General features: G+C 71.2%; 28 protein-coding genes and 1 pseudogene. 12 read left to right on the forward strand and 17 right to left on the reverse strand.

The genetic code is table 11. The annotated features are described in order from the left end of the window. Positions 1-23: 23 nt before the first annotated feature. Positions 24-2,135, forward strand: a complete 2,112-nt coding sequence (locus tag ACFY9I_RS01605) for a SpoIIE family protein phosphatase (protein ID WP_390995705.1) — start codon at positions 24-26, stop codon at positions 2,133-2,135. Between the two features lie 87 nt (positions 2,136-2,222). On the opposite strand, the gene ACFY9I_RS01610 is transcribed toward ACFY9I_RS01605, so the two are convergent. Then, the gene (locus ACFY9I_RS01610; protein WP_390995708.1) at positions 2,223-2,621 is read right to left on the reverse strand and encodes a transposase family protein; all 399 of its coding nucleotides are present in this window, start codon (positions 2,619-2,621) and stop codon (positions 2,223-2,225) included. A gap of 342 nt (positions 2,622-2,963) precedes the next feature. Here ACFY9I_RS01610 and ACFY9I_RS01615 point away from each other — a divergent pair. The 6 genes and pseudogenes from ACFY9I_RS01615 to ACFY9I_RS01640 form a co-directional block, all read left to right on the forward strand. Then, a pseudogene (locus tag ACFY9I_RS01615) lies at positions 2,964-3,443 on the forward strand (IS110 family transposase); the annotation flags it as partial. Between the two features lie 423 nt (positions 3,444-3,866). After that, positions 3,867-4,313, forward strand: a complete 447-nt coding sequence (locus ACFY9I_RS01620) for a DUF2795 domain-containing protein (RefSeq protein ID WP_390995060.1) — start codon at positions 3,867-3,869, stop codon at positions 4,311-4,313. A gap of 90 nt (positions 4,314-4,403) precedes the next feature. Continuing rightward, positions 4,404-4,844: a CBS domain-containing protein gene (locus ACFY9I_RS01625; RefSeq protein ID WP_390995062.1), complete on the forward strand. Its 441-nt coding sequence runs from the start codon at positions 4,404-4,406 to the stop codon at positions 4,842-4,844. A gap of 261 nt (positions 4,845-5,105) precedes the next feature. Beyond that, complete coding sequence (locus ACFY9I_RS01630) at positions 5,106-5,375, forward strand: hypothetical protein (RefSeq protein ID WP_390995711.1); 270 nt, start codon at positions 5,106-5,108, stop codon at positions 5,373-5,375. 75 nt (positions 5,376-5,450) lie between these two features. Continuing rightward, positions 5,451-5,993: a DJ-1/PfpI/YhbO family deglycase/protease gene (locus tag ACFY9I_RS01635; RefSeq protein WP_390995064.1), complete on the forward strand. Its 543-nt coding sequence runs from the start codon at positions 5,451-5,453 to the stop codon at positions 5,991-5,993. Beyond that, positions 5,993-8,098: a catalase gene (locus ACFY9I_RS01640; protein ID WP_390995067.1), complete on the forward strand. Its 2,106-nt coding sequence runs from the start codon at positions 5,993-5,995 to the stop codon at positions 8,096-8,098. Before ACFY9I_RS01635 ends, ACFY9I_RS01640 begins: the two co-directional genes overlap by 1 nt. A gap of 106 nt (positions 8,099-8,204) precedes the next feature. On the opposite strand, the gene ACFY9I_RS01645 is transcribed toward ACFY9I_RS01640, so the two are convergent. Next, positions 8,205-8,792, reverse strand: coding sequence for a TIGR03086 family metal-binding protein (locus ACFY9I_RS01645; RefSeq protein ID WP_390995070.1), 588 nt, complete (start codon positions 8,790-8,792; stop codon positions 8,205-8,207). After that, positions 8,789-9,046 (reverse strand): DUF6158 family protein, encoded by a 258-nt coding sequence (locus tag ACFY9I_RS01650; protein ID WP_390995073.1) that lies wholly within the window; start codon positions 9,044-9,046, stop codon positions 8,789-8,791. Before ACFY9I_RS01650 ends, ACFY9I_RS01645 begins: the two co-directional genes overlap by 4 nt. Positions 9,047-9,102: 56 nt before the next feature. On the opposite strand from ACFY9I_RS01650, the gene ACFY9I_RS01655 reads away from it, so the two are divergent. Next, entirely contained in the window at positions 9,103-10,224 is a 1,122-nt protein-coding gene (locus ACFY9I_RS01655; protein WP_390995076.1) for a Vms1/Ankzf1 family peptidyl-tRNA hydrolase, read from the forward strand. A gap of 303 nt (positions 10,225-10,527) precedes the next feature. On the opposite strand, the gene ACFY9I_RS01660 is transcribed toward ACFY9I_RS01655, so the two are convergent. Further along, a complete protein-coding gene (locus ACFY9I_RS01660) occupies positions 10,528-12,147 on the reverse strand; it encodes an ATP-binding cassette domain-containing protein (protein WP_390995079.1) in 1,620 nt (539 codons plus the stop codon). 203 nt (positions 12,148-12,350) lie between these two features. On the opposite strand from ACFY9I_RS01660, the gene ACFY9I_RS01665 reads away from it, so the two are divergent. From ACFY9I_RS01665 to ACFY9I_RS01675, 3 genes are all read left to right on the forward strand, one after another. After that, entirely contained in the window at positions 12,351-13,844 is a 1,494-nt protein-coding gene (locus ACFY9I_RS01665; RefSeq protein WP_390995082.1) for a phosphatase PAP2 family protein, read from the forward strand. Positions 13,845-13,956: 112 nt separating this feature from the next. Next, a complete protein-coding gene (locus ACFY9I_RS01670; protein ID WP_390995085.1) occupies positions 13,957-14,793 on the forward strand; it encodes a methyltransferase domain-containing protein in 837 nt (278 codons plus the stop codon). A gap of 43 nt (positions 14,794-14,836) precedes the next feature. Continuing rightward, complete coding sequence (locus ACFY9I_RS01675; protein ID WP_390995088.1) at positions 14,837-15,007, forward strand: hydrophobic protein; 171 nt, start codon at positions 14,837-14,839, stop codon at positions 15,005-15,007. Between the two features lie 66 nt (positions 15,008-15,073). Here the strand turns inward: ACFY9I_RS01675 and ACFY9I_RS01680 are convergent, their stop codons facing one another. From ACFY9I_RS01680 to ACFY9I_RS01740, 13 genes are all read right to left on the reverse strand, one after another. Then, on the reverse strand, positions 15,074-15,355 hold the full coding sequence (locus ACFY9I_RS01680; RefSeq protein ID WP_390995090.1) for a gas vesicle protein GvpK: 282 nt from the start codon (positions 15,353-15,355) through the stop codon (positions 15,074-15,076). Then, on the reverse strand, positions 15,352-15,540 hold the full coding sequence (locus tag ACFY9I_RS01685) for a gas vesicle protein (RefSeq protein ID WP_257537891.1): 189 nt from the start codon (positions 15,538-15,540) through the stop codon (positions 15,352-15,354). The genes ACFY9I_RS01680 and ACFY9I_RS01685 overlap by 4 nt, the downstream gene beginning before the upstream one ends. Then, entirely contained in the window at positions 15,537-16,298 is a 762-nt protein-coding gene (locus ACFY9I_RS01690) for a GvpL/GvpF family gas vesicle protein (RefSeq protein WP_390995093.1), read from the reverse strand. Before ACFY9I_RS01690 ends, ACFY9I_RS01685 begins: the two co-directional genes overlap by 4 nt. Next, positions 16,295-16,657: a gas vesicle protein GvpJ gene (locus ACFY9I_RS01695; RefSeq protein WP_390995096.1), complete on the reverse strand. Its 363-nt coding sequence runs from the start codon at positions 16,655-16,657 to the stop codon at positions 16,295-16,297. The genes ACFY9I_RS01690 and ACFY9I_RS01695 overlap by 4 nt, the downstream gene beginning before the upstream one ends. Next, positions 16,654-17,922, reverse strand: a complete 1,269-nt coding sequence (locus ACFY9I_RS01700; protein ID WP_390995099.1) for an SRPBCC family protein — start codon at positions 17,920-17,922, stop codon at positions 16,654-16,656. The genes ACFY9I_RS01695 and ACFY9I_RS01700 overlap by 4 nt, the downstream gene beginning before the upstream one ends. Further along, positions 17,915-18,589 carry a DNA primase gene (locus ACFY9I_RS01705; protein ID WP_390995102.1) on the reverse strand — a complete coding sequence of 225 codons (675 nt, stop codon included), beginning with the start codon at positions 18,587-18,589 and terminating at the stop codon, positions 17,915-17,917. Before ACFY9I_RS01705 ends, ACFY9I_RS01700 begins: the two co-directional genes overlap by 8 nt. Further along, positions 18,586-18,849 (reverse strand): gas vesicle protein GvpG, encoded by a 264-nt coding sequence (locus ACFY9I_RS01710; protein WP_390995104.1) that lies wholly within the window; start codon positions 18,847-18,849, stop codon positions 18,586-18,588. Before ACFY9I_RS01710 ends, ACFY9I_RS01705 begins: the two co-directional genes overlap by 4 nt. Before the next feature lie 82 nt (positions 18,850-18,931). Continuing rightward, on the reverse strand, positions 18,932-19,681 hold the full coding sequence (locus ACFY9I_RS01715; protein WP_390995107.1) for a GvpL/GvpF family gas vesicle protein: 750 nt from the start codon (positions 19,679-19,681) through the stop codon (positions 18,932-18,934). After that, positions 19,678-20,103, reverse strand: coding sequence for a gas vesicle protein GvpJ (locus ACFY9I_RS01720; RefSeq protein ID WP_390995108.1), 426 nt, complete (start codon positions 20,101-20,103; stop codon positions 19,678-19,680). The genes ACFY9I_RS01715 and ACFY9I_RS01720 overlap by 4 nt, the downstream gene beginning before the upstream one ends. Before the next feature lie 46 nt (positions 20,104-20,149). After that, positions 20,150-20,515 carry a gas vesicle protein GvpO gene (locus ACFY9I_RS01725; RefSeq protein ID WP_390995110.1) on the reverse strand — a complete coding sequence of 122 codons (366 nt, stop codon included), beginning with the start codon at positions 20,513-20,515 and terminating at the stop codon, positions 20,150-20,152. 52 nt (positions 20,516-20,567) lie between these two features. Continuing rightward, complete coding sequence (gene ligD, locus ACFY9I_RS01730) at positions 20,568-21,491, reverse strand: non-homologous end-joining DNA ligase (protein WP_390995714.1); 924 nt, start codon at positions 21,489-21,491, stop codon at positions 20,568-20,570. A gap of 97 nt (positions 21,492-21,588) precedes the next feature. Further along, the gene (locus ACFY9I_RS01735) at positions 21,589-23,436 is read right to left on the reverse strand and encodes a transketolase (RefSeq protein WP_390995113.1); all 1,848 of its coding nucleotides are present in this window, start codon (positions 23,434-23,436) and stop codon (positions 21,589-21,591) included. Continuing rightward, positions 23,433-24,947 (reverse strand): FAD-dependent oxidoreductase, encoded by a 1,515-nt coding sequence (locus tag ACFY9I_RS01740; RefSeq protein WP_390995116.1) that lies wholly within the window; start codon positions 24,945-24,947, stop codon positions 23,433-23,435. Before ACFY9I_RS01740 ends, ACFY9I_RS01735 begins: the two co-directional genes overlap by 4 nt. Positions 24,948-25,213: 266 nt before the next feature. Here ACFY9I_RS01740 and ACFY9I_RS01745 point away from each other — a divergent pair, with 266 nt between their 5' ends. Continuing rightward, complete coding sequence (locus ACFY9I_RS01745) at positions 25,214-26,167, forward strand: TIGR03557 family F420-dependent LLM class oxidoreductase (RefSeq protein ID WP_390995119.1); 954 nt, start codon at positions 25,214-25,216, stop codon at positions 26,165-26,167. Positions 26,168-26,196: the final 29 nt, after the last annotated feature.

Raw genomic sequence — 26,196 nt, forward strand, 5'->3', positions numbered from 1 at the left:
CTCGGCGTAGAGTCGACAGTGTGCTGGAGTACACGGCCGCCAGCTTTGTGTCCCGGGTCGCCGGCGAGCTCGGACCGAAGGCGGACGAGCTGATCGCCGACGTGGTGCGGTGCCTTCGGCATGAGGTTCCCGAACTGTGGAACGACCCGGATCTCGCCCGTAAGACCTCCGAGGGCGTCACCGAAAACGTCGTCGGCGTGCTGCGGGGCCTGCAATACGGCATCGAGCCGAGCGAGATCGAACCGCCGGCCGCGGAGATGGAACGCGCACGCCGGCTGGCCCGGCGCGGTACGCCCGTCAGTGTGATGCTGCGGGCCTACCGGCTCGGTCAGCGCATCGTCCTCGACAGACTGCTCGCGGAAATGCCGCGACTGACGAAGAATGCGGAGCTGATCAGTGCGGCGTCGCGCTGGCTGCTGGCGACAAGCGGATACGTCGACCACACATCTGAGCAGGGCGTCACGGCGTACCAGGAGGAGCGGGACCGGCGACTGCAGTGGCGGCTGTCCCTGGTGAACGAGGCCGGCAAACGCGTCGGGACCACCCTGGACATCGCTCGCACCACCCAGGAGCTGGCGGATCTCGCCATCGGTCACTTCGCCGACCTCGTCACTGTCGACCTGCTCGACCCCGTGGTCCACGGGGGCGGCAGTCCGGCGGCGGGTCAGCTCGTACTGCACCGGGTTGCCCAGGCGTCGTCGGCGTGGGGCGGTCAGGAGCCGACGATTCGGCTGGGGGAGCGCCACACCTGCCCGGGCGGATCGCCCTCGGCTCGCGCCCTGGCCACCGGTCAGCCGTCCCGGCACACGGCGGCGCCGACCGATCCGGCCGATGCCTTCGTCAGCCACCCCACCCGCTCGATGCTGGTGGTGCCGCTGAGCGCCCGCGGTGCCACCCTTGGCGTCGCGCGGTTTTCCCGTCACAGCAACCCCGACCTGTTCGACGACGAAGACCTGATCCTCGCCCAGGAGATCGCGGCCAGGGCGGCCGTTGCCATCGACAACGCCCGCCGCTACACGCACGCCCATGCCACGGCCGTCACCCTGCAGCGCAGTCTCCTCCCACGTCGTACGGCGGAGCAGTCCGCCGTCGACGTTGCCTGCCGCTACCTGCCCGCCGGTGCCCAGGCCGGTGTGGGCGGCGACTGGTACGACGTCATCCCGCTGTCCGGCGCCCGGGTCGCCCTGGTGGTGGGCGACGTGGTGGGCCACGGTATCCACGCCGCCGCCACGATGGGGCGCCTGCGGAGCGCCGTCCGTACCCTCGCCGACATCGACCTGCCTCCCGAGGAACTGCTGACACATCTGGACGACGTCGTCATTCGGCTGTCCTCCGAAGTCTCGGCCGACCCGGACGTGGAAGCGCCCGGGGACATCGGTGCCACATGTCTGTACGCCGTCTACGATCCCGTGGACGGCCGCTGTTACCTGGCACGCGCGGGCCACGTGCTGCCCGCCGTGGTGACCGGCGACGCAACCGTCGACCTCCTCGATCTCCCGCCCGGCCCGCCGCTGGGCCTGGGTGGCCTGCCGTTCGAGGCGGCGGAGGTCGACCTGCCCGAAGGCAGCCTCCTCGCCCTGTACACCGACGGCCTGATCGAAGCCCGTGACCGCGATGTCGAGGCAGGCCTCACCCTCCTGCGCCACGCCCTGGCCCAGCCCTGCGCCTCGCTGGAGGCCGCGTGCGACACCGTGCTCGAAGCCCTGCTGCCCGCAGGCCGAGCCGACGACGACGTCGCCCTGCTGCTGGCCCGCACCCGCACCCTCGGGGACACCCAGGTCGCAGCCTGGGACGTGGACGCCGACCCGGCAGCCGTCACCCGAGCCCGTTCGAATGCTGCCCGGCAGCTGACCGCCTGGGGACTGGAGGAACTCGACTTCACCACCGAACTGGTGGTCAGCGAACTGGTCACCAACGCCATCCGCTACGGTCAGCCTCCCATCCGTCTGCGCCTCATCCGTGACCGCTCCCTGCTGTGTGAAGTGTCCGACGCCAGCAGCACCACGCCCCACCTGCGCCGGGCCCGGGTCTTCGACGAGGGAGGACGCGGCCTGTTCCTCGTCGCCCAGCTTGCCGAGCGCTGGGGAACGCGCCATGCCAGGCAAGGCAAGACGGTCTGGGCCGAGCTGGGCTAGGAGTACCCCGCCGAGGCCGAGGGCTAGGAGCGTGGGTCAGTAACGGGCAATTGGCCGGTCGGTTGTGATCGGGGTGATTCAGCTCTTTCAGCGTTGCCGCTCCAGCGTGAGGACGGCAGCGGCGATTGACGTCATTCGATTCGGGCTGCAGCGGGACCGGCGGAAGATGCGCCAGGACTTCAGCCGTGCGACGCCGCGCTCGACCGGGGCCCGGGCTGCGGACAGCGCGCGGTTGACGGTTTGCTGGGTCGGTGTGAGCTCGCTGCCCGGCGGGCGCCTGAGGGGTGTCGTCACCCATGAGCCGGCGCCCATGTAAGCCCGGTCAGCGAGGACTGGGACGCCTTGGCGTTCGCAGATCCGCAGGGCACGTTGGTGCGGCGGGAGTTTGCAGCGGCGGTCACCCTCGCGGGTGACGATGAGCCTGGTGACGGTGACCCACTCGGCCAGGGCGTGAGGCAGGTCGAGCGCGGCAGAATACGGAACCAACGCGGCTTCTATGCCTTTGGGTTGAGACTTCGAACACCCCCCCAACGGCACGGGAGCCTCGTGCGTTGCGCACACCACCAGCGTCACCCGATCAGTGGCCATGAAAACGCTCCCTACCTTGGTGGTGGGGTCGGTCCCGGTCATTCGTAGGATCGGGAGTCCCCAGGGGTCCGGGTGTGGCTCAAAAAACTCATGCCGAAGGTCGTGGCTTTCAGTGATTGGCCGCCCGGGCCCCGCGACGACACGGCCACTGATTGGGATACGCGGTTCAGTCGCTTCGTAGGGACACGTTGGCGTGGTCGTCTGCTGGGACCAGGACAGCGATCTTCGAGGAGGCAGAAGTTGCCTGAGCTGTGGGCGGGGACGGACGCGGGCAAGGCCGAGCACCACTGCACGGTCATCGACGCCGACGGGGTGAAGGTGCTCTCGCAACGCGTACCGAACAACGAGCCCGAACTGCTGGAACTGATCGGGGATGTGCTCGAGTTGGCCGACGGGTCGCCAGTGACCTGGGCGGTGGACCTCAACGCAGGAGGAGCCGCACTGCTGATAGCCCTGCTGGCCAGCCACGGTCAGCGCCTGCTCTACATCCCCGGCCGCACGGTGCACCACGCCTCCGGCTCCTACCGCGGCGACGGGAAGACCGACGCGAAGGACGCCTGGGTGATCGCCGACCAGGCCCGTATGCGCCGCGACCTCCAGCCGCTGCAGGAGGGGGACGAGATCGCCGTCGACCTGCGGATCCTCACCGCCCTCCGCTACGACCTGGCCGCCGACCGCACCCGAGCAAGCACCCCCTGGAATGCGGAAGCGCCCGGTGGCCCTGGACACCGGGCGCTGCCCGCGTGTCACCCGTTCAGCGGATCGGCACGGCCTGTTCCGGCCGGTCGGCGTCCTCGACGGGTGACAGCAACAACTCCTCGTAGCGGCCCAGCGCCAGCACGACGCCGAGCATCAGCAGCGGAATGATCACAGCGACAGCCGCCATGAGCCCGGTCCTTCCCCAGGGAATGTGCGGTGGGGGGTGTCTCGCCGGGTCTCCCCCGGGCGGGCGGGCAAACCCGGACGCCCGGACGGACCCCGTCCGGACGAACCTCTTCACGGACCCCTTCCGGGACGGACCTCTTCCGGACGGACCCCTTCCGGACGGGCGGAACCGGCCCCGTGGCATCCGCCGCCCGGCGTCCGTGTTGGTCCCCGGGTCTTCGGGTACGCGGGGGGCCACGACCGATCTGGAGGGGAGTCATGCAGCGAGGCAGCGACCGGCTGAACGTGCACCGCGACGACGAGATGAAGCATGAACTGCAGGGACTGCTCCGTTCGGGGCACCCCACCCGCACGGAGGAGTGGAACGACCCCGAGCCGTACGCCGAGGACGACCCCGACGTGGCGTACGGGCCCGTGACACCGAGCCGCGCGCCCGCCCGGGTCGAGGCGCTGCGGCTGGAGCTGGCGCGGGTCCTGGGCCGTACGTCGTTCCCGGCGGGCCCCGCCGAGCTGATCCGCGTACTGCGGGACCGACACGCCCCGGACGCGCTCGTGGAGCCCCTGGAGCGGCTGCCCCGGAAGGCGCGCTACGACTCGGTGCACCGGCTCGCGGAGGCGGCCGTCCAGGCCCGGGACCAGTCCGACGGCGAGGGCGGGCGCTCCCCGGCCGGCGGCACGAAATCCGCACAGGACCGGGACACATAGGCGCCCAGCTGGCGGGTACTGCGGGCAACGTCACGCCGACGCGGGCGTGCCCCCGCACTCGGGGCGGAGCGACGAAAGGCCCAGGGACCCATGGCCGAGTTCGTGAGGGAAGTCATGACGCAGGGTGTGGTGGCGGTCCGTCCGGACGCCTCGCTCGTCGAGGCGGCGCAGCTGATGCGCGCCCAGGACGTCGGCGATGTCCTCGTCGCGTCGGACGGGGACGTCATCGGGGTCCTGACCGACCGCGACATCACCCTGCGCGCCGTCGCCGACGGCGCGGATCCGCTGACGGTGAGCGCCCAGTCCGTCTGCACTCCGCACCCGGTGGTGATCGGCCCGGACGACGCGGTGTCCGCCGCCGTCGCGCTGATGCGCGGGCACGCGATACGCCGGCTCCCCGTCATGGAGGACGGGCACCCGGTGGGCATGGTCAGCCTCGGCGATCTCGCGGTCTCTCAGGACCCGGGATCGGCACTGGCCGACATCAGCCGGGCCGAGCCGAACGGCTGGTCGGGCAGCTCCCCGACCTGACCGACCGGCCCCGGCACGGCTCCGACCGGCCGACCGGCGCCAGGCACCGCTTCCGACCGGCCGACCGGCCCGGGCCAGACCGCAACCGGCGCGCCGACGCGCCGACGTCGGCGGAACTCGGACCGACGCGTCGGCGTCGGCACGGGCGGTGCCTGGCAATCCGTCGCCGCGCGCGGGCCGGGCCTGCGAAACCGATGCTGGGCCTGACACCGGCCCTGCGAACCGAGACCGGGCAGGGCAGGGCACCGGGCCGACGCCGACATCGAGCACCGCCCCGGCCTCACGCGCCAGGACAACGACCAAACGGAGACCCCACGGAAACCACACGGAGACCATGAGGGACGACGCCACGGTGACCCCGGACCAGCATCCCGACCACTCCCGCAGCCGCCCGGGGTGCCGGTCGTCTGTCCGGGTGAGCGGATCAACCGGGCTGTCATGGAGTACCTCCACTCCGGTGTGGAACACGGCATGTACGTACCGGACCCGTCAGATCCGCAAATCCGCACGCTGCGGGTGGCGGCCCGATGAGCCGCCACCGGGCCGGATGCCGGCGGCGGCGAGGCCGGTCCGGCGAGGCAAGTCGAGGAAAGGAGACTGATCCCCATGCGCATCGCGTTTCTGACCGCGCCCGAGGGCGTCGAGCAGGTGGAGCTGACGGAACCCTGGCAGGCGGCGGCGAACGCCGGCCATGAGCCCGTGCTGGTGTCGACGAAGCCGGGTCGGGTCCAGGCCTTCGACCATCTCGACAAGGCGGACACCTTCTCCGTGGACGCCGTCGTCGGTGAGGCTCCGGCCGAGTCGTTCGACGCGCTGGTCCTGCCGGGTGGGGTGGCCAATCCGGACTTCCTGCGCATGGACGAGCGGGCGGTCTCGTTCGTCCGGGAGTTCTTCGAACGGGGCCGTCCGGTCGCCGCGATCTGTCACGCCCCGTGGACGCTGGTCGAGGCGGACGTGGTCCGGGGCCGGGTCCTGACCTCGTGGCCGAGCCTGCGCACCGACGTCCGCAACGCGGGCGGCGAATGGGTCGACGAGCAGGTGAAGATCTGCGACCACGGCTCCAACAAGCTGGTCACCAGCCGTAAGCCCGACGATCTGAAGGCGTTCTGCGAAGCCTTCCTCGACGTCTTCCAGGAGGCCGCCACCTGATGGACTCCCCCACCGACCGCAAGCAGCAGCACCGCGAGGCCGCCCACCCGGACGATCCGGCGTCGGGGCCCCTCACCACCGATCAGGGCGTGACCGTCGACCACACCGACGACTCCCTGACGGTCGGCGAGCGCGGACCGACCCTGATGGAGGACTTCCACTTCCGGGAGAAACTCACCCACTTCGACCACGAGCGGATCCCCGAGCGGGTGGTCCACGCCCGGGGCGCCGGCGCCTACGGCTACTTCGAACCGTACGAGTCCTGCGCGGAGTTCACCCGTGCCGCGTTCCTCCAGGACCCTGCCGTCCGCACCCCCGTCTTCGTCCGCTTCTCCACGGTGCAGGGGCCGCGAGGTTCGGCGGACACCGTGCGGGACGTACGAGGCTTCGCGACCAAGTTCTACACGTCGGAAGGCAACTACGACCTGGTCGGGAACAACTTCCCCGTCTTCTTCATCCAGGACGGCGTCAAGTTCCCCGACTTCGTGCACGCGGTGAAGCCGGAGCCGCACAACGACATCCCGACGGGCGCGTCCGCACACGACACGCTCTGGGACTTCGTCTCACTGCAACCGGAGACACTGCACGCGATCATGTGGCTGATGTCCGACCGGGCGATCCCGCGCAGCTATCGCATGATGCAGGGCTTCGGCGTGCACACCTTCCGTTTCGTGACCGCCGACGGGCGGGGCACGTTCGTGAAGTTCCACTGGAAACCGAAGCTGGGCACACACTCGCTGGTGTGGGACGAGGCGCAGGAGTGCCAGGGCCGGGACCCGGACTTCAACCGCCGGGACCTGTGGGACGCCATCGAGGCGGGCGAGTACCCGGAGTGGGAGCTGGGCGTCCAACTGGTGCCCGAGGAGGACGAGTTCGCCTTCGACTTCGATCTCCTCGACCCCACGAAGCTCCTCCCGGAGGAGCAGGTGCCGGTGCGGCCGATCGGCCATATGGTGCTGGACCGCAATCCCGAGAATTTCTTCGCGGAGACGGAACAGGTCGCCTTCCACACAGGAAACGTCGTCCCGGGCATCGACTTCACCAACGACCCGTTGCTCCAGGCCCGCAACTTCTCGTACCTGGACACCCAGTTGATCCGTCTCGGCGGACCCAACTTCCAGCAACTGCCGGTGAACCGCCCGGTGGCGCCGGTACGCACCAACCACCGCGACGGTTACCACCAGTCGGCGATCCACCGGGGCACGAACTACTTCCCGAACTCCCTGGGCGGCGGCTGTCCCGCCCACGCGGGCGTCGACCCCCGCGCCTACACCCACCACGCCGAGCGGGTCGACGGCGCCAAGATCCGCCGCCGCAGCGAGAGTTTCCAGGACCACCACAGCCAGCCCGCCATGTTCTGGAACAGCATGGCCCCATGGGAGAAGCAGCACATCGTGGCCGCCTTCCGCTTCGAGCTCGGCAAGGTCGGCGCACTCTCCGTTCGCGCCCGCACGGTCGAGCAACTGGCCAAGGTGGACCGCGAGTTGGCGACCGAGGTGGCGAAGGGCATCGGTATCCCCGTTCCGACGGACGCCGAGCCGGTGGCGTACAAGCGCACCTCCTCCGCCCTGAGCCTCGAGTCCCAGCGCGGCCCCGGCTCCATCCGGACCCGCCAGATCGCGGTTCTCGTGGCCGACGGCGTGGACGCCGAGCAGGTGACGAGCGTACGGGAGGCGCTGGCCGCCGAGGGGGCGATCGTCGAGGCCCTCGCCGCGCGGGACGGCACCGTACGCGGGTCGGACGGCGCCGAGTACACCGTGGACCGGGCGCTGCCGACGGTCGCGTCCGTCCTGTACGACGCGGTGCTACTGCCCGGCGGGCCCGTCGGCACGCCGTCCCCGGCGACCGAACCCGACGCCATGCGTTTCGTCCGTGACGCCTACCGCCACGGCAAACCGGTCGGCGCCCTCGGCTCCGGCGTGGGCCTCGTCGCAGCACTACGACCCGAGGGGGTCCGCCTCTCCTCCGAGTTCCACCACGTGGTGAGCGACCGAGGCGTGGTGACGGACACGGCCCAGGGCACGGCGAGCGCGGAGTTCACCCGGGAGTTCGTGACGGCCATCGCGGCCCACCGCCACTGGGACCGCCCACCGGCCGCCTGCTGACCAGCCGAAAACGGGGCGCCCTTCGACGGAGGGGCGTCCTCGCTCTCGTACTGTCGCAGGCGCGGGTCCTGCGCATGGGGTCCTGCGCATGGGGACGTGCGCACACCTACGGTTGTCGCCCCAGCAGACACAACAACCCGGTCTGCGCGTCAGCACCCGGCGGCGCCTCCACCGGCGCCCCGAACAACCCGCTCTTCTCCAGATCACCCGCGTACGGAGTGATCTCCTCCACGGCGAACTCCACCAGCCCCTCGGGCAACCGCTCCTCGAAGCCGATCGCCCGCGACAGATCCCACGCGTGCACCACGAGATCGGCCACCATCTGCGAGCAGTACGCGGTCGCCGGGGTGTCCCCGTACGACAGGTGAACCGTACGTACGAGCGCCCCGGGCGCCGCGAACGCCTCGCGCGCGGAACGCGCCGCCGTGTCCCAGGACGCCGCGGGGTCCGGCCCCAGCAGGTCCCCCTCGAAGGTGTCGCCGACCTCCTCGATCATGCAGCCGTCCCGCACCAGCGACGGCACCCACAGCTGCTCGGACACCAGGTGGTTGACGAGGTCACGAACCGTCCACTCGGCGCAGGGCGTGCCCGCCCCCCACTGGTCGTCGCGCACCGCGTGGACGCGTGCGCCGAAGAGGTCCTGTGCCTCGGTGTGCCGGGTGAGCAGTACGCTTACCCGCCTACTCGACGTCATGCCGACCCTCGTTCCCGCGCGCCGTCACGCGTGCGGCCCGAGACGACCGGCCGGCGCGGGTGGCGGCGCAGGTACTCGCCCTCCAGTTGCGCCATCCGTTCGTTGTGGGTGCGCAGCGCTTCGCTCGATCCGTGCAGCAACGTGTCGTGGCGTGTGCGGTGAATCGACTCCAGCTCTTTCATCAACTGCTGATCGTCCAGTTGGTCCGGCTGCACTCCGGTCATGGTGGTACCCCGATCTTCGTGTTCCTCCATGAGGTCCGGGTACCCGCCCGGCAAGCGTTACCCCGAGCGGCATCCGGGAGGGAGCCATGGATCTCGCGTTTCTCCATCCACTGTACGAACATCCCGGGCCCTGGGCCTCTGTGTACGTCGGTTCGTCCGCACCCTCGGAGTCCATGGCCCACGAACGGTCACTGACGGCTGCGGCCGTCTCCCGTGAGCTGGCCGACCAGGGAGCGGACGAGGCGACCTGCGGGGCCGTGCACCGGGCCGTGGAGGAGCTGCGCCACGACACCGAACCGCACGGCCGGGCACTCTTCGCACGCGACGGCCAGGTGGTCCTGGACCCGCCCCTCACCACGCCGCCCCCGGCGAACCAGGCCTTCTGGGCCCCGCTGCCCCGTACGGCACCGCTGCTGGAGCTGGCCGGGGAGGACCCGGTGTGCCTGGTGGCGTACGTCGACCGGCGCGGCGCGCGGTTCGAGCTGCGCGGCGCCCTGGGCGGCGAGGACGCGGGGGCGGTGGCCGGGCGGCAGTGGCCGCTGCACCGTACGAGCACCTCCGACTGGTCGGAGCGGCACTTCCAGCTCAAGGTCGAGAACACCTGGGAGCACAACGCGGCGGAGGTCGCCGAGGCGCTCGCGGGGTGCCAGGAGGAGACCCGCGCCGACCTGCTGATTCTCGTCGGTGAGGACCGTGAGCGGCACGCTGTGCGGGACCGGCTTCCGCAGCCGCTGCTCAACCAGGTGGTCGAGGCCCCCCACGGGACGGGCAGCAGGCTGCTCGACGAGGACGTGGAGCGGGCGCGCGCCGAACATGTGCGTCGCAGGGCCGCGGACGAGGTCGAGCGGTTCCTGGCCGCGCGCGCCCCGGACGCCGGGGGGCACCGGGGGGCCGTTGAGGACGTGGCCGACCTGGTGGAGGCGGCGCGCGAGCACCGTATCGACGAACTGCTCGTCCGCCCCGAGGGGCCGGACACCCACCGTGCGCTGTGGGTCGGCGAGGACCCCGACCAGCTGGCCGTACGCCGTACGGAGCTGCGGGCGCTCGGGCTCGCCGAGGACCGTGCCCGGTCGGCCCGGGCGGACGACGCGCTGCTGCGGTCCGCCGTGACGACCGGCGCCCCCGCGCTCTGCGTGACGGCGGCGGCCGGGGCCACGGAGGGCGAGGTACCGGTCGGCGGACTGGGCGCGCTGCTGCGCTGGAAGTGATCCGCCGCAGTTGACCCTTCCGGCCGGAGCCGGTGTGGCTGGGGTCTGTCGCCGCGAGTCAGCGGGAATTCGACGACAGACCTCAGGGGGCGTTTCGAATGTCCCGCACAGGACTTTCGCACCGCCTCCTAGGGCGTGTTTCAGAAGTCCCTTCGTCGCCCGAAGGGCGGCTCTGCGGCGTCCGGTGCGTGCTCTCGGCGTGGCGGACGAAAGGCCTCGTACTGGGCGTACTCGGCCTTTCGTCCGGTGCGGCGAGAGTGCGTGCCGGGCGTCGCAGAGCAGAAGGGACTTCTGAAACACGCCCTAGCGGGCGCGCTCCACGCGCCGCTCGTCCCACACCGGCTCCGGTGTCTCCCGTACGCGGCCGTCGGAGCCGAAGACGAGATAACGGTCGAACGAGCGAGCGAACCAGCGGTCGTGGGTGACCGCGAGGACGGTCCCGTCGAAGGCCTCCAGGCCTTCCTGGAGGGCCTCGGCGGATTCCAGGTCGAGGTTGTCGGTGGGCTCGTCGAGGAGGAGGGCGGTGACGCCCTGCAGTTCCAGGAGCAGGATCTGGAAGCGGGCCTGCTGGCCTCCGGAGAGGCGGTCGAAGGGCTGCTCGGCCTGTTTGGTCAGCTCGTAGCGGCGGAGCCGGGACATGGCGGCGCCCCGGTCCTGGGCGTGTTCCTGCCACAGGATGTCGAGCAGCGGCCGCCCCTCGAGCTCCGGATGGGCGTGCGTCTGCGCGAAGTGCCCGGGGACGACCCGGGCGCCGAGCTTCCACTCCCCCGTGTGGGCCACCTCGTCGCCGGCGAGCAGACGCAGGAAGTGGGACTTGCCCGAGCCGTTGGAGCCGAGGACGGCGACGCGTTCGCCGTAGAAGACCTCCAGGTCGAAGGGCTTCATCAGGCCGGTCAGCTCGAGTCCCTCGCAGGTGACGGCCCGCACGCCCGTACGGCCGCCCTTGAGTCGCATGGTGATGTCCTGTTCGCGCGGCGGCTCCGGCGGCGGTCCGGCCTCCTCGAACTTGCGCAGCCGCGTCTGGGCGGCGGCGTACCGGGAGGCCATCTCATGGCTGACGGCGGCCGCTTGACGGAGGGTCAGCACCAGCTTCTTCAGTTGGGCGTGCTTCTCGTCCCAGCGCCTGCGCAGTTCCTCGAAGCGCTCGAAGCGCTGCCGGCGGGCCTCGTGGTACGTGTCGAACCCGCCGCCGTGCACCCAGGCGTCGGCACCCGCCGGGCCCGGCTCCACGCTCACGAGCTTCTCGGCGGCGCGGGAGAGCAGTTCGCGGTCGTGCGAGACGAACAGCACGGTCTTGCGGGTTTCCCTGAGCCGCTCCTCCAGCCAGCGCTTGCCGGGGACGTCGAGGTAGTTGTCCGGCTCGTCGAGTAGGAGCACCTGGTCGGTGCCGCGCAGCAGCGCCTCCAGGACGAGCCGCTTCTGCTCACCGCCGGAGAGCGTCCGCACCTGCCGCCACTGCGCCTTCTCGTACGGCATGCCGAGCGCGGCCGTGGTGCAGATGTCCCACAGCGTCTCCGCCTCGTAGCCCCGCACCTCGGCCCAGTCGGAGAGGGCCTGGGCATACCGCAACTGGGCCGCCTCGTCGTCGACGGTCATGATCCCGTGCTCGGCGGTGTCGACCGCCTGCGCGGCCTCCCTGATCCGTGGCTGCGCGACGGACACCAGCAGGTCCCGCACCGTCGTCTCGTCCCGCACGGACCCGACGAACTGCCGCATGACACCGAGGCCCCCGGTGACGGTCACCGACCCCCCGTGCGGCTTCAGCTCCCCGGAGATCAGCCGCAGCAACGTCGTCTTCCCGGCCCCGTTGGGTCCGACCAAGGCGACGACGGCCCCCTCCCCCACCCGGAACGACACATCGCCGAGCAACGCCCTCCCGTCCGGCAGGTAGTACTCCAGATGAGCGGCTTCGAGGTGTCCCATGGGGCGCATTGTCCGAGGCAGGGAACCCCCGAGCAAATCCTTTTCCCGACCCGAGCGCCGGTGGGCGAGACCCACCCCGTCCAGCGACAGCGGAGGGCACCCTGTCACCCGCGGCCGCGCCCTGCCGCCCCCACCCCCGTCCCCATCCCCCACCCCCCACCCCCGCCCGACACGATCCCCGCCCCATGGGGTACTCGTGGACCATGACCCCAGACGTCGACCTCACCGTCCGCCCCCCGGGCCACCACATCCTCCGTGACCGTTTCCTCGCGGCGGACAGCCGCCTGTTCGACGCGGTGGCGACCCGTGACTGGCCCGGTGCCCACCCCTTCCTGCCCAAGCTCAGCCGTGCCGCGAACCACGGGGTGCTGTGGTTCGCCACGGCGGCGGCGATCGCGGCGACCCGGAGCCCCCGGGCCCGCAGGGCGGCCGCCCGGGGCGTCGCCTCGCTCGCCCTCGCCTCGGCGACCATCAACACCCTCGGCAAGCGCTCGATCCGCCGCCCCCGCCCGGTCCTGGACAACGTCCCGCTGATGCGCCAGCTCAAGCGCCAGCCGATCACCACGTCGTTCCCCTCGGGCCACTCCGCCTCCGCCGCCGCCTTCGCGACCGGCGTCGCCCTGGAGTCCCGGGGCTGGGGCGCGGCGGTCGCTCCGCTGGCGACCGCCGTGGCGCTGTCCCGTGTGTACACGGGTGTGCACTTCCCGAGCGACGTCCTCGTGGGCGCCGCCCTGGGCGTGGGCGCCGCCTACGCCGTACGGGGCATCGTGCCGACCCGCCACCAGCTCCCGCCGCCCGGCCGGCCGTACGTGGACGCGCCCGCGCTCCCGGACGGGGACGGCCTGGTCGTGGTCGCCAACCGCGCCTCGGGCACAGCGGACCGGGTGCGCGCGCTGCGGGACATGCTGCCGGGCGCCGAGCCCGTGGAGTGCGAACCGGAGGACGTGAAGGCCGAGTTGGAGAAGGCGGCCGCCCGCGCCCGGGTGCTCGGCGTGTGCGGCGGCGACGGCACGGTGAACTGTGCCGCCGAGGTGGCCCTGCGCCACGGCCTCCCCCTCGCCGTGCTCCCGGGCGGCACCCTCAATCACTTCGCGCACGACCTCGGCGTGGAGGACGTGCGCGACCTGGCTCGCGCCGTCCGCCAGGGCGAGGCAGTACGGGTGGACCTGGGGCACTTCAGGACCGGTGACACGGAGGGGCACTTCGTCAACACCTTCAGTCTGGGCGTCTACCCGGAGCTGGTGCGGGACCGCGAGCGCTGGGAGCGGCTGGTCGGCGGCTGGCCGGCCGGGGTGATCGCGGCGCTGCGGGTCCTGCGCTCGGACCGGCATCCGCTCCAGGCCACCTTCGAGGGCCGCCCGCGCCCGATCTGGCTGCTCTTCGCGGGCAACGGCACGTACCACCGGTTGGGCCTCGCCCCGGCCCGCCGGTTCGATCTGGCCGACGGGCTGCTGGACGTACGTGTCGTGCACGGCGGCCGGCGCCCCGCCCTGCGCCTGCTGGCGGCGGCCGTCGCCGGCCCGCTGACCCGCACCCCGGCGCACGCGGCGGTCCGGGTACGCCGACTCCGGGTGGACGGCATCGCGCCGGGCACCCTCCTCGCGTACGACGGCGAAGTGACCGAGGCGCAGGGTGACCTGACGCTCCGGAAGCTCCCGGAGGCGCTGACGGTCTACCGGCCCGTGCCGCTCACCTGACCCTACCGAGCGAGTCCAGAATTCAAGACGGCGGTCTCAATATTCGACATGCTCGCGTACGGTTCGAGCACGGACCCGCGGACCCCGCGGACCTCGTCGAAGGGGAACGACCATGTCGAAGGCACGGGAGACCGCCGTCTACACGCACGGACACCACGAGTCGGTGCTGCGCTCGCACACCTGGCGCACGGCCGCCAACTCGGCTGCGTACCTCCTCGGTTCACTGAAGCCCCACATGAAGGTCCTGGACATCGGGTGCGGTCCGGGCACCATCACCGCCGACCTGGCCGCGCTGGTCCCGGACGGACACGTCACCGGCGTCGACCACGCCCCCGGCATCCTGGACCGGGCGCGGGCCACGGCCGCCGAACGGGGCCTGGAGAACGTGGATTTCGCGGTCGCGGACGTCCATGCGCTGGACTACGCGGACGACACCTTCTGCGTGGTCCACGCCCACCAGGTGCTCCAGCACGTCGGCGACCCGGTGCGGGCGCTGCGCGAGATGCGGCGGGTGACCAGGCCGGGCGGCCTCATCGCGGTCCGTGACTCCGACTACGCGGCGATGACCTGGTTCCCCGGGTCCGCGGGCATGGACCACTGGCTGGACCTCTACCGCCGGGTGGCCCGGGCCAACGGCGGTGAGCCCGACGCGGGGCGCCGACTGAAGTCATGGGCCCTGCGCGCCGGGCTCACCGACATCACGGCCACCTCGGCCACCTGGACCTACGCCACGGCGGAGGAGCGGTCCTGGTGGAGCGGGCTGTGGGCGGACCGCACGGTCGCCTCCGCATACGCCGAACGGGCGATCCGGGGCGGTCACGCGACGACCGAGCAGCTCGACGCCATCGCGGCGGCCTGGCGGGAATGGGGCCGCCAGGAGGACGGCTGGTTCGCCGTACTGCACGGAGAAATCCTCTGCCGTAAAAATTCCGTGCACGAGTCGGCCTGAAAGAGAGAATTCTGGAAACACGTACCGACAGGAGGTTCGCATAATGGTTCCCATCCTGCTGGTACTGCTTCTGGTGCTCATTCTCTTCGGTGCCGGATTCGCAGTGAAGGTTCTCTGGTATATCGCACTGGCCGTTCTGGTGCTATGGCTCCTCGGATTCCTGGTGCGCGGCACGAACGCCGCCGGAGGAAGGGGCCGCTGGTACAGGTGGTGAATTTACCGACGCCAGTGGTGAATCGCCAGTGGTGAATTCACTCCTGCGGTGAATTCACGCCCGCATTCACTCCCTCGGTAGCAACGGCCCGAGCGGCCCGAGGTCCAGATTGAGGTCCTCGGGCCGCAGGCCGTAGCGCTCGCGCAGTTCGGCCATCCGGTCGTCGAGAAGCATCAGGGTGAGCCCGATGCGCTCCTCCTGCTCCTCCGAGAGTTCCCCGGTGTCGAACCGGCGCAGCGCCTGCCGCTCCATCAGCTGACGGAGCAGTTCGACGACGGTCAGGACGAGCTTGACCAGGTCCCGTTCGACCGTGTCGGGCTCCAGTTCGAGGCGGTTGCGGCCGGTCACTCGATACCTCCCCAGGGTGACGGCACCTGCGCGTTCACAGAGCTGATCAACGCGTTCAGATCGATACGGACGAGATCGACGTCCGCGATCCGCAGCGTGAGGTCCCCGGTGATGACGACGCCGCCGGCGAGCAACCGGTCGAGCAGATCGACAAGGGCGACTTCACGTCGTTCGACGACGGTCACTGATTTTCCTCCCCGCTGAAGGAATATGCCGCCCAGGGCCCGGTGAGTTCCACACGCAATCCCGGTTCCTCGCCCTTGGTACGGTCCACGAGTTCCACGAATTCTTCGGAATGGGCGCGCGGCACCAAATAGGCCGCGTTGAGCACATTGTGGCCGGGAACGCCGGAGAGCGCCGAATTCTGGGGTGCGTGCAGCCGGGTGTCCTCGGCGAATTCCGACAGGGTGTCGTGCAGTCGGCGCGCGAACCGCTCGGCGGTCTGCCACATATCCTCATGGGCCCGGTGGCTCCGGCGTCGCTGCCGGAGATAGTCCCGGCCGCTGGTGACCTTCGCGGGCTCCCGGGACGGCTCCTGGGGCTCCCCGGACTCCGCGTAGACCTTGACGCCCCACTCCACCCGGCCCGCCAGCCGGTCCAAGGTCCGCAGGAAGCTCTCCTCGCGGGCCTCCAGCATGACCCGTACGCCGCTGTCGTCGCGGAACACGGTGCCGAGCCGCAGCGGCAGGGGCGTGGTGACGACGGTGAGCGCGTCGATCACGCTCTGGTGGGCCCGCGCGGTCTCGGTGAGCCAGTCCAGGTCCTCCAGATGGGCGCGGAGCGGCTGCTCCGCGAAGTCGCTCTCCGGCACCTCGCTGACCACGGCGATCAGGTCGTGATGGCGCAACTGCCGGGGCGGCGCGCCCGCGACCCCGGTGAGCTGGGACTGGAGTGCCGCGTCGAAGGGGCGGCAGACGGCGTACACATAACGCAGTCCGGTCATGAGGGCTCCTCTCTGGCACGGCCGCGCTCGACGGGCTCCGGCTCCCGCCGGTGTCCTCCGTCGTCCAGCTCGGCGAGCCGGGCACGCAACTCGGCGTTCTCGCGGGAGAGTTCGTCGCGGCGGGCGTGGGACGACAGCGCCGGGTCGGTCTCCCACCAGTCGATCCCCATCTCCTTGGCCTTGTCGACGGAGGCGACGATGAGGCGCAGCTTGATGGTGAGCAGCTCGATGTCGAGCAGATTGATCCGGATGTCGCCCGCGATCACCAGCCCTTTGTCGAGTACACGCTCCAGGATGTCTGCGAGGTTGGCGCTCCCGTTCTGGCCGTACGGTTCGGGGACTCGGCTCGGAAAGGTCATCGGCGGCTCCCGCCCGCGGCGGGACGTTCCTCGTCCTCATCCTCGTACGGTTCCTCGTCGGTGTCCTCCCCGGCGTCGCCCTCGGCGTCGTCCTCGGCCTCGGGAGCCTCCTCGTAGCCGTCCTCCGGGGCCTCCTCATCGCCCTCGACGTCCTCGTCGGCGTACGCGTCGGGGTCGTCGGCCTCGTCCGTCTCGTCCGTCTCGCCCGTCTCGTCGGAGTCGCGGGGCTCCTCGTCCGGCTCCTCGTCCGGAGCGGGCTCGTCCTCGTCCTCGTACTCGGCCTCGGCGTCCTCGTCCTCCGGCGCGGCCTCGTCCTCCGGTGCCTCCTCGTCCTCCGAAGCATCCGGCCGCTCCTCCTCCCGCTCCTCCTCCGCGAGGGCGTCCTCATGGCTGAGGACAACCTCGCCGTCGCGGATCTCACCGCGCCAGCCGTCCTCGGCCTCGCCACGGAGGGTGATGAAGCGGGCGAAGTTCTTCAGGTCCAGCCGGGCACGGCGGCCCTGGGCGCGCCAGATGTTGCCGGTCTTCTCGAACAGGCCCATCGGGTAGTACTCCATGACCAGCAGGACCCGGGTGAGGTTGTCCGCCAGTCGGTGGAAGGAGACCACCCCTTTGGTGGTGCCCTTGGCGCCCTCCGAGGTCCAGGTGATCCGGTCTTCGGGCACCTGTTCGGTGGTGTGGGCCTTCCAGCTACGGTTGGACCAGAAGACCTTCAGATGCCAGTCGGAGTGGGTGTCGTCTGCGCGGCTCGCGCTCTTCACACCCTTGGCGAAGGCACTGAAGCTCTGGAACTGCGTCCACTGGTCGTACGCGGTGCGCACCGGCACCCCGACGTCGATGGACTCGATGATCACCGTGGGCTTGCTGCCGGAGCCGCCCTTGCCCTTGCCGCCTCCGCCGAGGTTCTTGAGCGCGGCGAGCACGTTGTCCTTGGCGCGGCCCGCGCCCAGCTCCAGGGCGGTGCGCAGCGGCCCCTTGCCCTCGGCGAGCTTGCGCCCGCCTTCGAGGGCGAGCTTCGCGAAGCCGGGGCTGTTGCCCTCGGCGATGTCGTTGAGTTTGGCGGTCGACTCGCCGAGCTTGCGGCCGGCGCCCACGAGGAGCCGCTGGGCCTGGGCCGCCAGATAATCCCGGGCCTCGGCCTTGAGGTGGTCGACGGCCTCGCTGTGGGCCACATCGCTGAGCGGGTTGCTCTTCGCAGTGTCCTTCGCCCGGTCCGTCGCTCCGCCAGTCGCGCGGCCGGTCGCCGCACCGAGGGTGTCAGTCATCGCCACCGCCTCCCCTCGTGGTCCGCGTCCGGGTGGCCTTGCGAGCCGTCTTCTTGGCCGGAGCCTGAGCCTTGCCCGGTGCGGTCTTCTTGGCGGCCGTCTTCTTCGCCGCGGGCTTCCGCGCGGGGGCGGTCTTCTTGGCCGGGGCCTTCTTCGCGGCCTGCTTCCCCTCCGCCCCGGGCGGGGACTCCTTCGCCGGCCGCCTGCTCGAAGACTCCTCCCCGGTCCCCCGCCCGGACTCCTCGTCGTCCTCGTCACGCGAGTCGTCGTACTCGGCCTCGGCCTCGTCGTACTCGTCGGCGTGCTCTTCGTCACGGTCCTTCCGGTCGCGTCCCGGCAGGTCCGGGGCCACCCCGGCGAGCTCGTCGCGCACCTGGGAGGTACGCCCGTGCAGCCGGTCGGCGAGCCCTTCGATCTGCCGTTCGACCAGCGCCCCGGTGGCCGCCTTGCCGGCACCGCGCAGATCCTCGCGGAGCTGGTCCCCCAGCTCCTTGAACTGCGGGTTGTTCTGAAGCTGCTCCGACACCAGGTCCGCGAGCGCCCGCGGGCTCAGATGCATCCGCTTGCCGGCCACCATGGTGCCGATCGCGAACGCCAGTTTCATCTTCTTGGTCCGTCCGAGGACGTAACCGGCCCCTACCGCGAGGCCCAGTCCCAGTCGGTTCATCGTGCCGTCCCGTCGCCGTTTCCTGTGCTTCTCCGCGTGCTGATCTCCAGCCGGTCGAGGAGCTCGTCCTCCAGGCGGTCGAACTCCTCCTCATCGATCTCGCCCGCATCGAGCCGCTGCTCGAGGCGGGCGAGATCGGCGCGGACGGCCGCCGGGTCGTAGTACTGGCGCTCGGCCTCGGTGAGCACTTGTCTCACCGTCCAGAGGCTGCCGCGCACCGGTGCGAACGGCAGCAGGAGCACCTCGGTGATCAGTCCCATGTACTCGCCTCCTCGGCCTGGGCACGCGGTGCGTGCGAGCCGTGCACGCGCCGTGTCGGGCGTGCGGTCAGTGGGCCGTCTGTCAGTGGGCCGCCTCCGCGGGCTCCGAGGGGCCCGGTTCGACGAAGCTGTAAGGCGGCAGCGGCCCGTTCACGCGTACCTCGATGTGTGGATGGCTCTTGCGGAGTTCCTCCACGGCGTCGAGGAACACCGCGGCCGACTCCCGGTCCACGAGGAACGACACGTTGGCGAGCCAGCCGGTGGACTCGGGGCCCGGGCTGACGGCGGCCGCGGCCGACTCCAGCGCCCGCCGCAGCTCGGCCGCGTCCTCGGCCTCGCGGGCCTGGACCGCGGCGACCACCATCTCGCCGAGCTTGAGCCGGTCCTCGTAGGTGCCCCCGCCCGCCTGCCGATTGGCCTCGGTGAGCGCGCGGAGGTCGGGGTTCTCGCCCATCACCCGGTGCAGCACGGCCTCTTCGTCGTGGCTGGCCTTGACGTTGTACTCGACCTTGCCGTCGAGGGAACCGAGCCGCTCCAGATAGTGCTCCGCTCGTTCGGCGAGCACCCCGGTGACGGCCTCGTCGTCGGGTGCGACGCTGCCGAACCGCATGGGCAGCAAGGGGCCGCCCGCGCCCGCCTCGCTCAGGACGTTCTGGTGGGCGAGCAGGTCCTTGCGTTTGGGGCGCAGCCCCTCGGGAGCCTCGCTGACGATCGCCGCCAACTCGCCCTCCTTGAGGACGCGCACCGGACGCGCGGGGTCGCCCACTCCGCCCATGCCCTCGGGAAGTGCGGGGTGTGAGCTCGCCGTGATGCCGTAGACGTACGTGCTCACTCCTGTTCCTCCCTCTTGCGCGAGCTCGTGGTCTTACGGGCCCGCGGCCGCGACTCGGACTGGCTCTCCTCGCGGGACTGCTTGAACGCGTCGGAGATCGTCTCGGCGGCGCCGGACAGCGCCCCCTTGGACTTGCCGCGTGCGCCGGACTCGGTGATCTCACCGACGAGGTCCGGCAGTCCGGGGTTCTTGCGCGGCCCGGCCTCCAGGTCGAGCCGGTTGCACGCCTCGGCGAAGCGCAGATAGGTGTCGACGCTGGCGACGACCACACGGACGTCGATCTTCAAAATCTCGATACCGACCAGGGAGACCCTGACGAACGCGTCAATGACGAGCCCCCTGTCGAGAATGAGTTCCAGGACGTCGTAGAGGCCGCTGCTGCCGCCTCCACCGCCGGACTGCTGTGCCGGGACTACGGTCATGCCGGCCGATCCTCCTTGTCTGTGGGTACGGGTGCGGGACGCCGGCCTACCGGCCGCCGGAGCGATGTGGGTCGGCCCTCCCGCGTTCGTAACGGCGCACGCGGCGGTAGCCGGTGAGCTCCCCGTCGGGGTCGAGCTCCACCCGGTAGCTCGCAAGCAGGCTCATGGTGTCGGGGACCCGGGCGATCTCCAGGACCTCGACCTCCAACGTCCAGCCGTCCTCGCTCTGTTCGAAGGACGACACGGACTCCGGCGCCATACCGGTCAGCTCCGCGAGCTGGGTCCGGGCGTGACGCAACACCTGCATGGGGCTGGGCCGGTTGTCCGCCGGTTCCCGCACGTCGTCGGTTTCGTCCGATTTTTGTGATGTACGTGAACTCTGTGTTTTTGATGTGTTGGATGTGTTCGACATGGCCACCTCGGAACACCGAGTGCCCCACGTCCGTTGGCCAAACCTCTCGGTCTCAGCCGCGCAGCGCGGCGAGCCTCCGCCGAGCCGGGCCCAGCGCCCGGCCCCGGCTCATCGCACCGGCCCAGGGGTTGGTGCGGGCCTGGTCGACGGCGTCCGCGAGTGTCCAGTGGCGGGCGTCGACGGCCGGGTCGTCGAGCTGGTCCCAGGTGAGGGGCGTGGCCACGGGCGCGCCGGGGCGGGCCCGCACGGTGAACGGGGCGACGGCGGTCTGCGCGTAGGCGTTGCGCTGCACGTCGAGGTAGAGCCGGTTTCCGCGGGCCTTCTTGCGGGCCTCGGTGGTGAGTCGCTCGGGGTGGGTCCGGGCCAGTTCCTCGGCGACCTCCTTGGCGAAGTCGCGCACCGCGTCGAAGTCGTCGTGCCCGTGCACCGGTACGACGACGTGGACCCCCTTGGAGCCGGTGGTCATCGGCACGGACGGCAGTCCGAGCCGGTCGAGCAAGTCCCGTACGTCCCCGGCCGCTTCGCGGACCTGCTCGAAGTCGTCCACCGCCGGGTCGAGGTCGAAGACCAACCGGTCGGGCCGGTCGGCGGCGCCCACCTTGGAGAGCCAGCGGTGCAGGGTGAGACAGGCCTGGTCGGCGAGGTAGACGAGGGTGGCGGCGTCCTCGCACACCGGGTGCACGACCGTGCCGCCCTCCTTGGGGACCTCGACGCGTTCGATCCAGTCCGGGTAGTGCCCGGGAGTGTTCTTCTGCATGAACATGGGCCCGTCGAGCCCGTCGGGGTGCCGTTCCAGCATCAGCGGACGCCCACGCAGATGGGGGAGCATGAACGGGGCGACGGCACGGTAGTAGGCGACGAGGTCACCCTTGGTGTATTCCTTGCCGCCGTCCCCGTCGGCGGGGAACAGCACCTTGTCCGGCCGGTGGATCTCGACACCGCGCCGGCCGACGCGCATCGTGTGCGTGTCCCGCATCGTGTGCGTGTCCCCCGTCGTGTGCGTGTCCCCCGTCGTGCGCGTGTCCCCCATCACCAACTCCTGCCTGCGGGCGGGCTGTTCGTAGCGGACCCGGTCAGGGCGCGATCGCGTGCTCCACCAGCAGCCGTCCGGCCGCCGCGATCGCCTCCGCGTCGATGCCCGCCGCGCGCAGCTGCTCCTCGGGGGAGGCCGAGCCCGGCATCGTACGGACGGCGAGGCGGACCAGGCGGGGCACCGGGCGGCCGTCGAGGAAGGCGTCGAGGACCGCGTCGCCGAGGCCGCCCTCCTCGTGGTGGTCCTCGACGGTGAGGATGCAGCCGGTGCGTTCGGCGGCCTCACGCAGGGTGTGGCGGTCGACGGGCTTGACCGAGTAGAGGTCGATCACCCGGACCTGGATGCCCTCGCCGTCCAGTGCCTCGGCGGCCTTCAGCGCCTCGTGGACGGTGACCCCGGCCGCGACGACCGTCAGCCGGTCCGTGTCCGAGGCACGCAGCACCTTGCTGCCGCCGACCGGGAACTCCTCGGTCGGGCTGTAGAGGACCGGCGCTTCGCCCCTGGAGGTGCGCAGATAGCGGACGCCGTCGAGGCCGGCCATCGCGGCGACGAGCTTGGCGGTCTGGTTGGCGTCGCACGGGTACAGCACCGTCGAGCCGTGCACCGAGCGCATCATCGCCAGGTCCTCCAGGCCCATCTGCGAGGGCCCGTCCTGGCCGATGGCCACGCCCGCGTGCGAGCCGACGAGGTTGAGGCCGGCCCCGCTGACCGAGGCCATGCGGATGAAGTCGTGAGCGCGGGTGAGGAACGCCGCGAACGTCGAGGCGTACGGCACCCAGTCGCGCGCCGCGAGCCCCACCGCGGCGGCCACGAGCTGCTGTTCGGCGATGTAGCACTCGAAGAACCGGTCGGGGTGCTCCTTGGCGAAGAACTCCGCGCGTGTGGAGTCGCTGACCTCGCCGTCCAGGGCGACGACGTCACCGCGCGCGGCGCCGAGCGCGGCGAGCGCCTGCCCGTAGGCGTTCCGGGTCGCGATCTCGTCGCCGATCTCGTAGCGCGGCAGCTCCAGGTGCCCGGTGCGTACGGCGTGCAGCATCCGCGCGGCGGGCGGCTGACGGACCTCCACGCGGAGGTCGCGTACGCCGCCGAGTTCCGCGATCGCCTCGTCGGCGTCCTTGAGCGGCTTGCCGTGCAGGCCCTCACGGTCCTGGACGGCCTCGACGCCCTTGCCCTTGAGGGTGCGGGCGAGGATCACGGTGGGCTGGCCCTTGGTGGACTCGGCCTCGCCGTAGGCGCGGTCGACGGCGTCCACGTCGTGCCCGTCGATCTCGATCGTGTGCCAGCCGAAGGCCGCGAAGCGGCGGGCGTAGGCGTCCAGGTCGTGCCCGTGGCGGGTGGGTCCGCGCTGGCCGAGCCGGTTGACGTCGACGATCGCGGTGAGGTTGTCCAGATGCTCGTAGGCGGCGTGCTCGGCGGCCTCCCAGACCGAGCCCTCGGCGAGTTCGCTGTCCCCGCACAGGACCCACACCCGGTAGCCGGTGCGGTCCAGCCGTTTCCCGGCCAGCGCGATGCCGACGCCCACGGGCAGCCCCTGGCCGAGCGACCCGGTGGCCGTCTCCACCCACGGCAGCCGCCGCGGTGTCGGGTGCCCTTCGAGGCGGCTGCCCAGCTTGCGGAACGTCATCAGCTCGGTCTCGCTGATGGCGCCGGCCGCCTTGTACGCGGAGTACAGCAGGGGCGAGGCATGTCCCTTCGACAGTACGAAGCGGTCGTTGCCGGGGTGTTGGGGGCGGTCGAAGTCGTAGCGCAGGTGTCCGGCGAGCAGCACCGCCATCAGCTCGGCGGCCGACATCGACGACGTCGGGTGCCCCGACCCCGCGGCCCCCGAGGCGCGAACGCTGTCGACCCGCAACTGCTGGGCCAGCTCGGTCAGTTGGCGGCTGTTCATGAGTCTCCTTCCGAACCCTTGGCGGGCTTTCGCGGTTCTTCGGACGCCGGGCCCCGCGACGGGGGCGGTGTGGCGGGCGCCGAGTCCGGTTCCTCGGCGGGCCGCGGTTCCTCGGGGGCGCCGGGCACCGCCGTGGGCCCCGGCTCACCGAGGTCCTCCCGTTTGTGCGCGGCTCCCGGCCCTCGGCCGGCCCCAGCCTTCTCCGGTGCGCCCGGGGTCCTGGCCAGTTCCGGGGACGAGGTGTCGAGGGGCACCGACCAGGACCGTACGAGGCCCAACTGGACGCCCTGCCGGGGCAGTACGGCGTCCAGGAGCCAGTCGGCGGCGACACGAACGCGGTTGCCGGGCATGGCGGCGAGGTGGTAGCCACGGGTGACGGCTCCGGCGAGAGGGCCGGACAGCGGTACGCCCAGGGGGTTGGCGGCGGCCTTGACGCCGCCGAGGTCGACGACGAAGCCCAGGTCGCTGTGGCGGTACGGCTTCGGCTCTCCCCGGCCCAGGGAGGCGGCGACGTTGTACCCGGCGACCGCGCCCTGCCGCCAGGCGTGCTGCGCGGTCATCGGTGTGTACTGGCCCGGCTTGGTCAGGTCGGGCACGGCGGCCGCGTCCCCGCAGGCGAACACCTCGGGCCGGCCGGGCACGTGCAGCGTGGGCTCGACGAGCAGCCGGCCGCGTTCCATCGGCAGCCCCAGCGACTCGGCGAGCGGGTCGGGCCGTACGCCCACGCACCACACCAGGGTGCGGGTGTCGACGAACTCCCCGTCGCTCAGCAGCACTCCGGTGGAGGTCGCCTCCTTCACGGAGGTTCCCATCCGCACGTCGACACCACGCTGCCGCAGTACCCGGTCGGCGGTCCGCGACAGCTTCTCGTCCATCTCGGGCAGGACCCGGTCCGCGATGTCGAGCAGCATCCAGCGCGGGCGCATGCCCTCCCGCAACGGCTGCTTGCGGACCAGTTCGTCGGTGAACATCTGGCCGTGGGCGGCGACCTCGGTCCCGGTGTACCCGGCGCCGACCACCACGAAGGTGCAGCGCGCGCCACAGCTCTTGGGGTCGTCACCACCCGCGGCCATCTCGACCTGCCGCGTCACGTGGTCCCTGAGGTACAGCGCCTCGGGCAGCCCACGGAAACCATGGGCGTGCTCGGCGACGCCCGGGATGGGGAGCAGTTTGTTGACGCTGCCGGCGGCGAGCACCAGCCGGTCGTAGGTGAGCGTGCCGACGCCGCCCTCGGGGTCCGAGTAGCGCACGGTGCGCGCGTCGAGGTCGATGTCGTCGGCCTCTCCCAGCACGAGGCGCACATGCGGCAGGGTGCCGGAGAGGGAGACGGTGACACGGCGTGGTTCCAGGATGCCTGCGGCGACCTGGGGCAGCAGTGGCAGATACAGGAAGTAGTCGGTCGGGTTGAGCAGAGTGATGTCGGCCTTGCCCCGGCTCAGCTTCGACAGGGTGCGGGCCGTCCGGTAGCCGGCGAAGCCGGCACCGACGATCACGATGCGGGGTCGACTCACGATTCGCCTCCGGCGGGGTCGTGCATAAAGGGTCCTCAGCGTCCTCAGGCACAGGGGTCCTGTGGCGTACGAGCTTTCCGCGTCCCCCTGGCCAGGGCGCCCAAACCGGCAGGGCCCCGAACGTCCGAGTGTTTCCTGCGTGTGCCCCGGGTACCCGGACCGCGGTCCGACCCGAGCCGACCCGGCCGAGCCGACCCGGCCGATCCGACCCGGGTCGCACCGGACCCGCACCCACCCGCACCCGCACCCGTCGCGGAGGTACCCCCATGCCCGAGTACGGCTACTTCCTGGCAACCGAGGAGTTCGGTCCCGCGGAGCTGATCGAGCAGGCGAGGATGGCCGAGCAGGCCGGATTCGAGTGCCTGTGGATCTCCGACCATTTCCATCCGTGGAACGGTGCCCAGGGCCAGAGCCCGTTCGTGTGGTCGGTCATCGGAGCGCTGTCCGAGGCTGTGTCGCTGCCCATCGAGACGGCGGTGACCTGCCCGACGGTCCGGATCAACCCGGCGGTGGTGGCCCAGGCGGCGGCGACCAGCGCGGTGATGACGGGTGGCCGCTTCCGTCTCGGCGTCGGCTCGGGCGAGGCGCTCAACGAGCACGTGCTGGGCACCCGCTGGCCCCCGGCGGACGTCCGGCTGGACATGCTGGAGGAGTCCGTGCAGGTGATGCGGCGCCTGTTCACCGGCGAGGAGGTCACCCATCACGGCCCCCACTACACGGTGGAGAACGCCCGCCTCTACACGGTCCCCGACGAGCCCGTCCCCATCGACATCTCCGGGTTCGGCCCCAAAGCCACCGGACTGGCCGCCCGGGTCGGTGACGGCTTCATCACCATGGCCCCCGACGAGGAGTTGGTGACCCAGTACCGCAAGGGCGGTGGGGGCGCCAACCTCGTCAGCGGCGGCACGAAGGTGTGCTGGGGGCCCGACCGCGACGCCGCCGTCCGTCTTGTCCGCCACCTCTGGTCCAGCCAGTTGCTGCCCGGCGAGATGGCCCAGATCCTCCCGACGCCCGCCCACTTCGAGCAGTTGGAGCCGCTGGTCACCGAGCGGATGGTCAGTGAGAACACGGTCTGCGGCGACGATGTCGACGAACACGTCGCCGAACTGACCGCCTTCGCCGAAGCGGGTTTCGACCGCGTCTACGTCAGCCAGATCGGCCCCGACCAGCGCGGCTTCTTCGACTTCTACCGCACGAAGGTGTTGCCACGACTCCGGTAGAGCCTCACCGGCCCGCGTCGCCCCGGGGT

Source organism: Streptomyces sp. NPDC012510, assembly GCF_042955065.1.
In the GTDB taxonomy this organism is placed as follows: domain Bacteria; phylum Actinomycetota; class Actinomycetes; order Streptomycetales; family Streptomycetaceae; genus Streptomyces.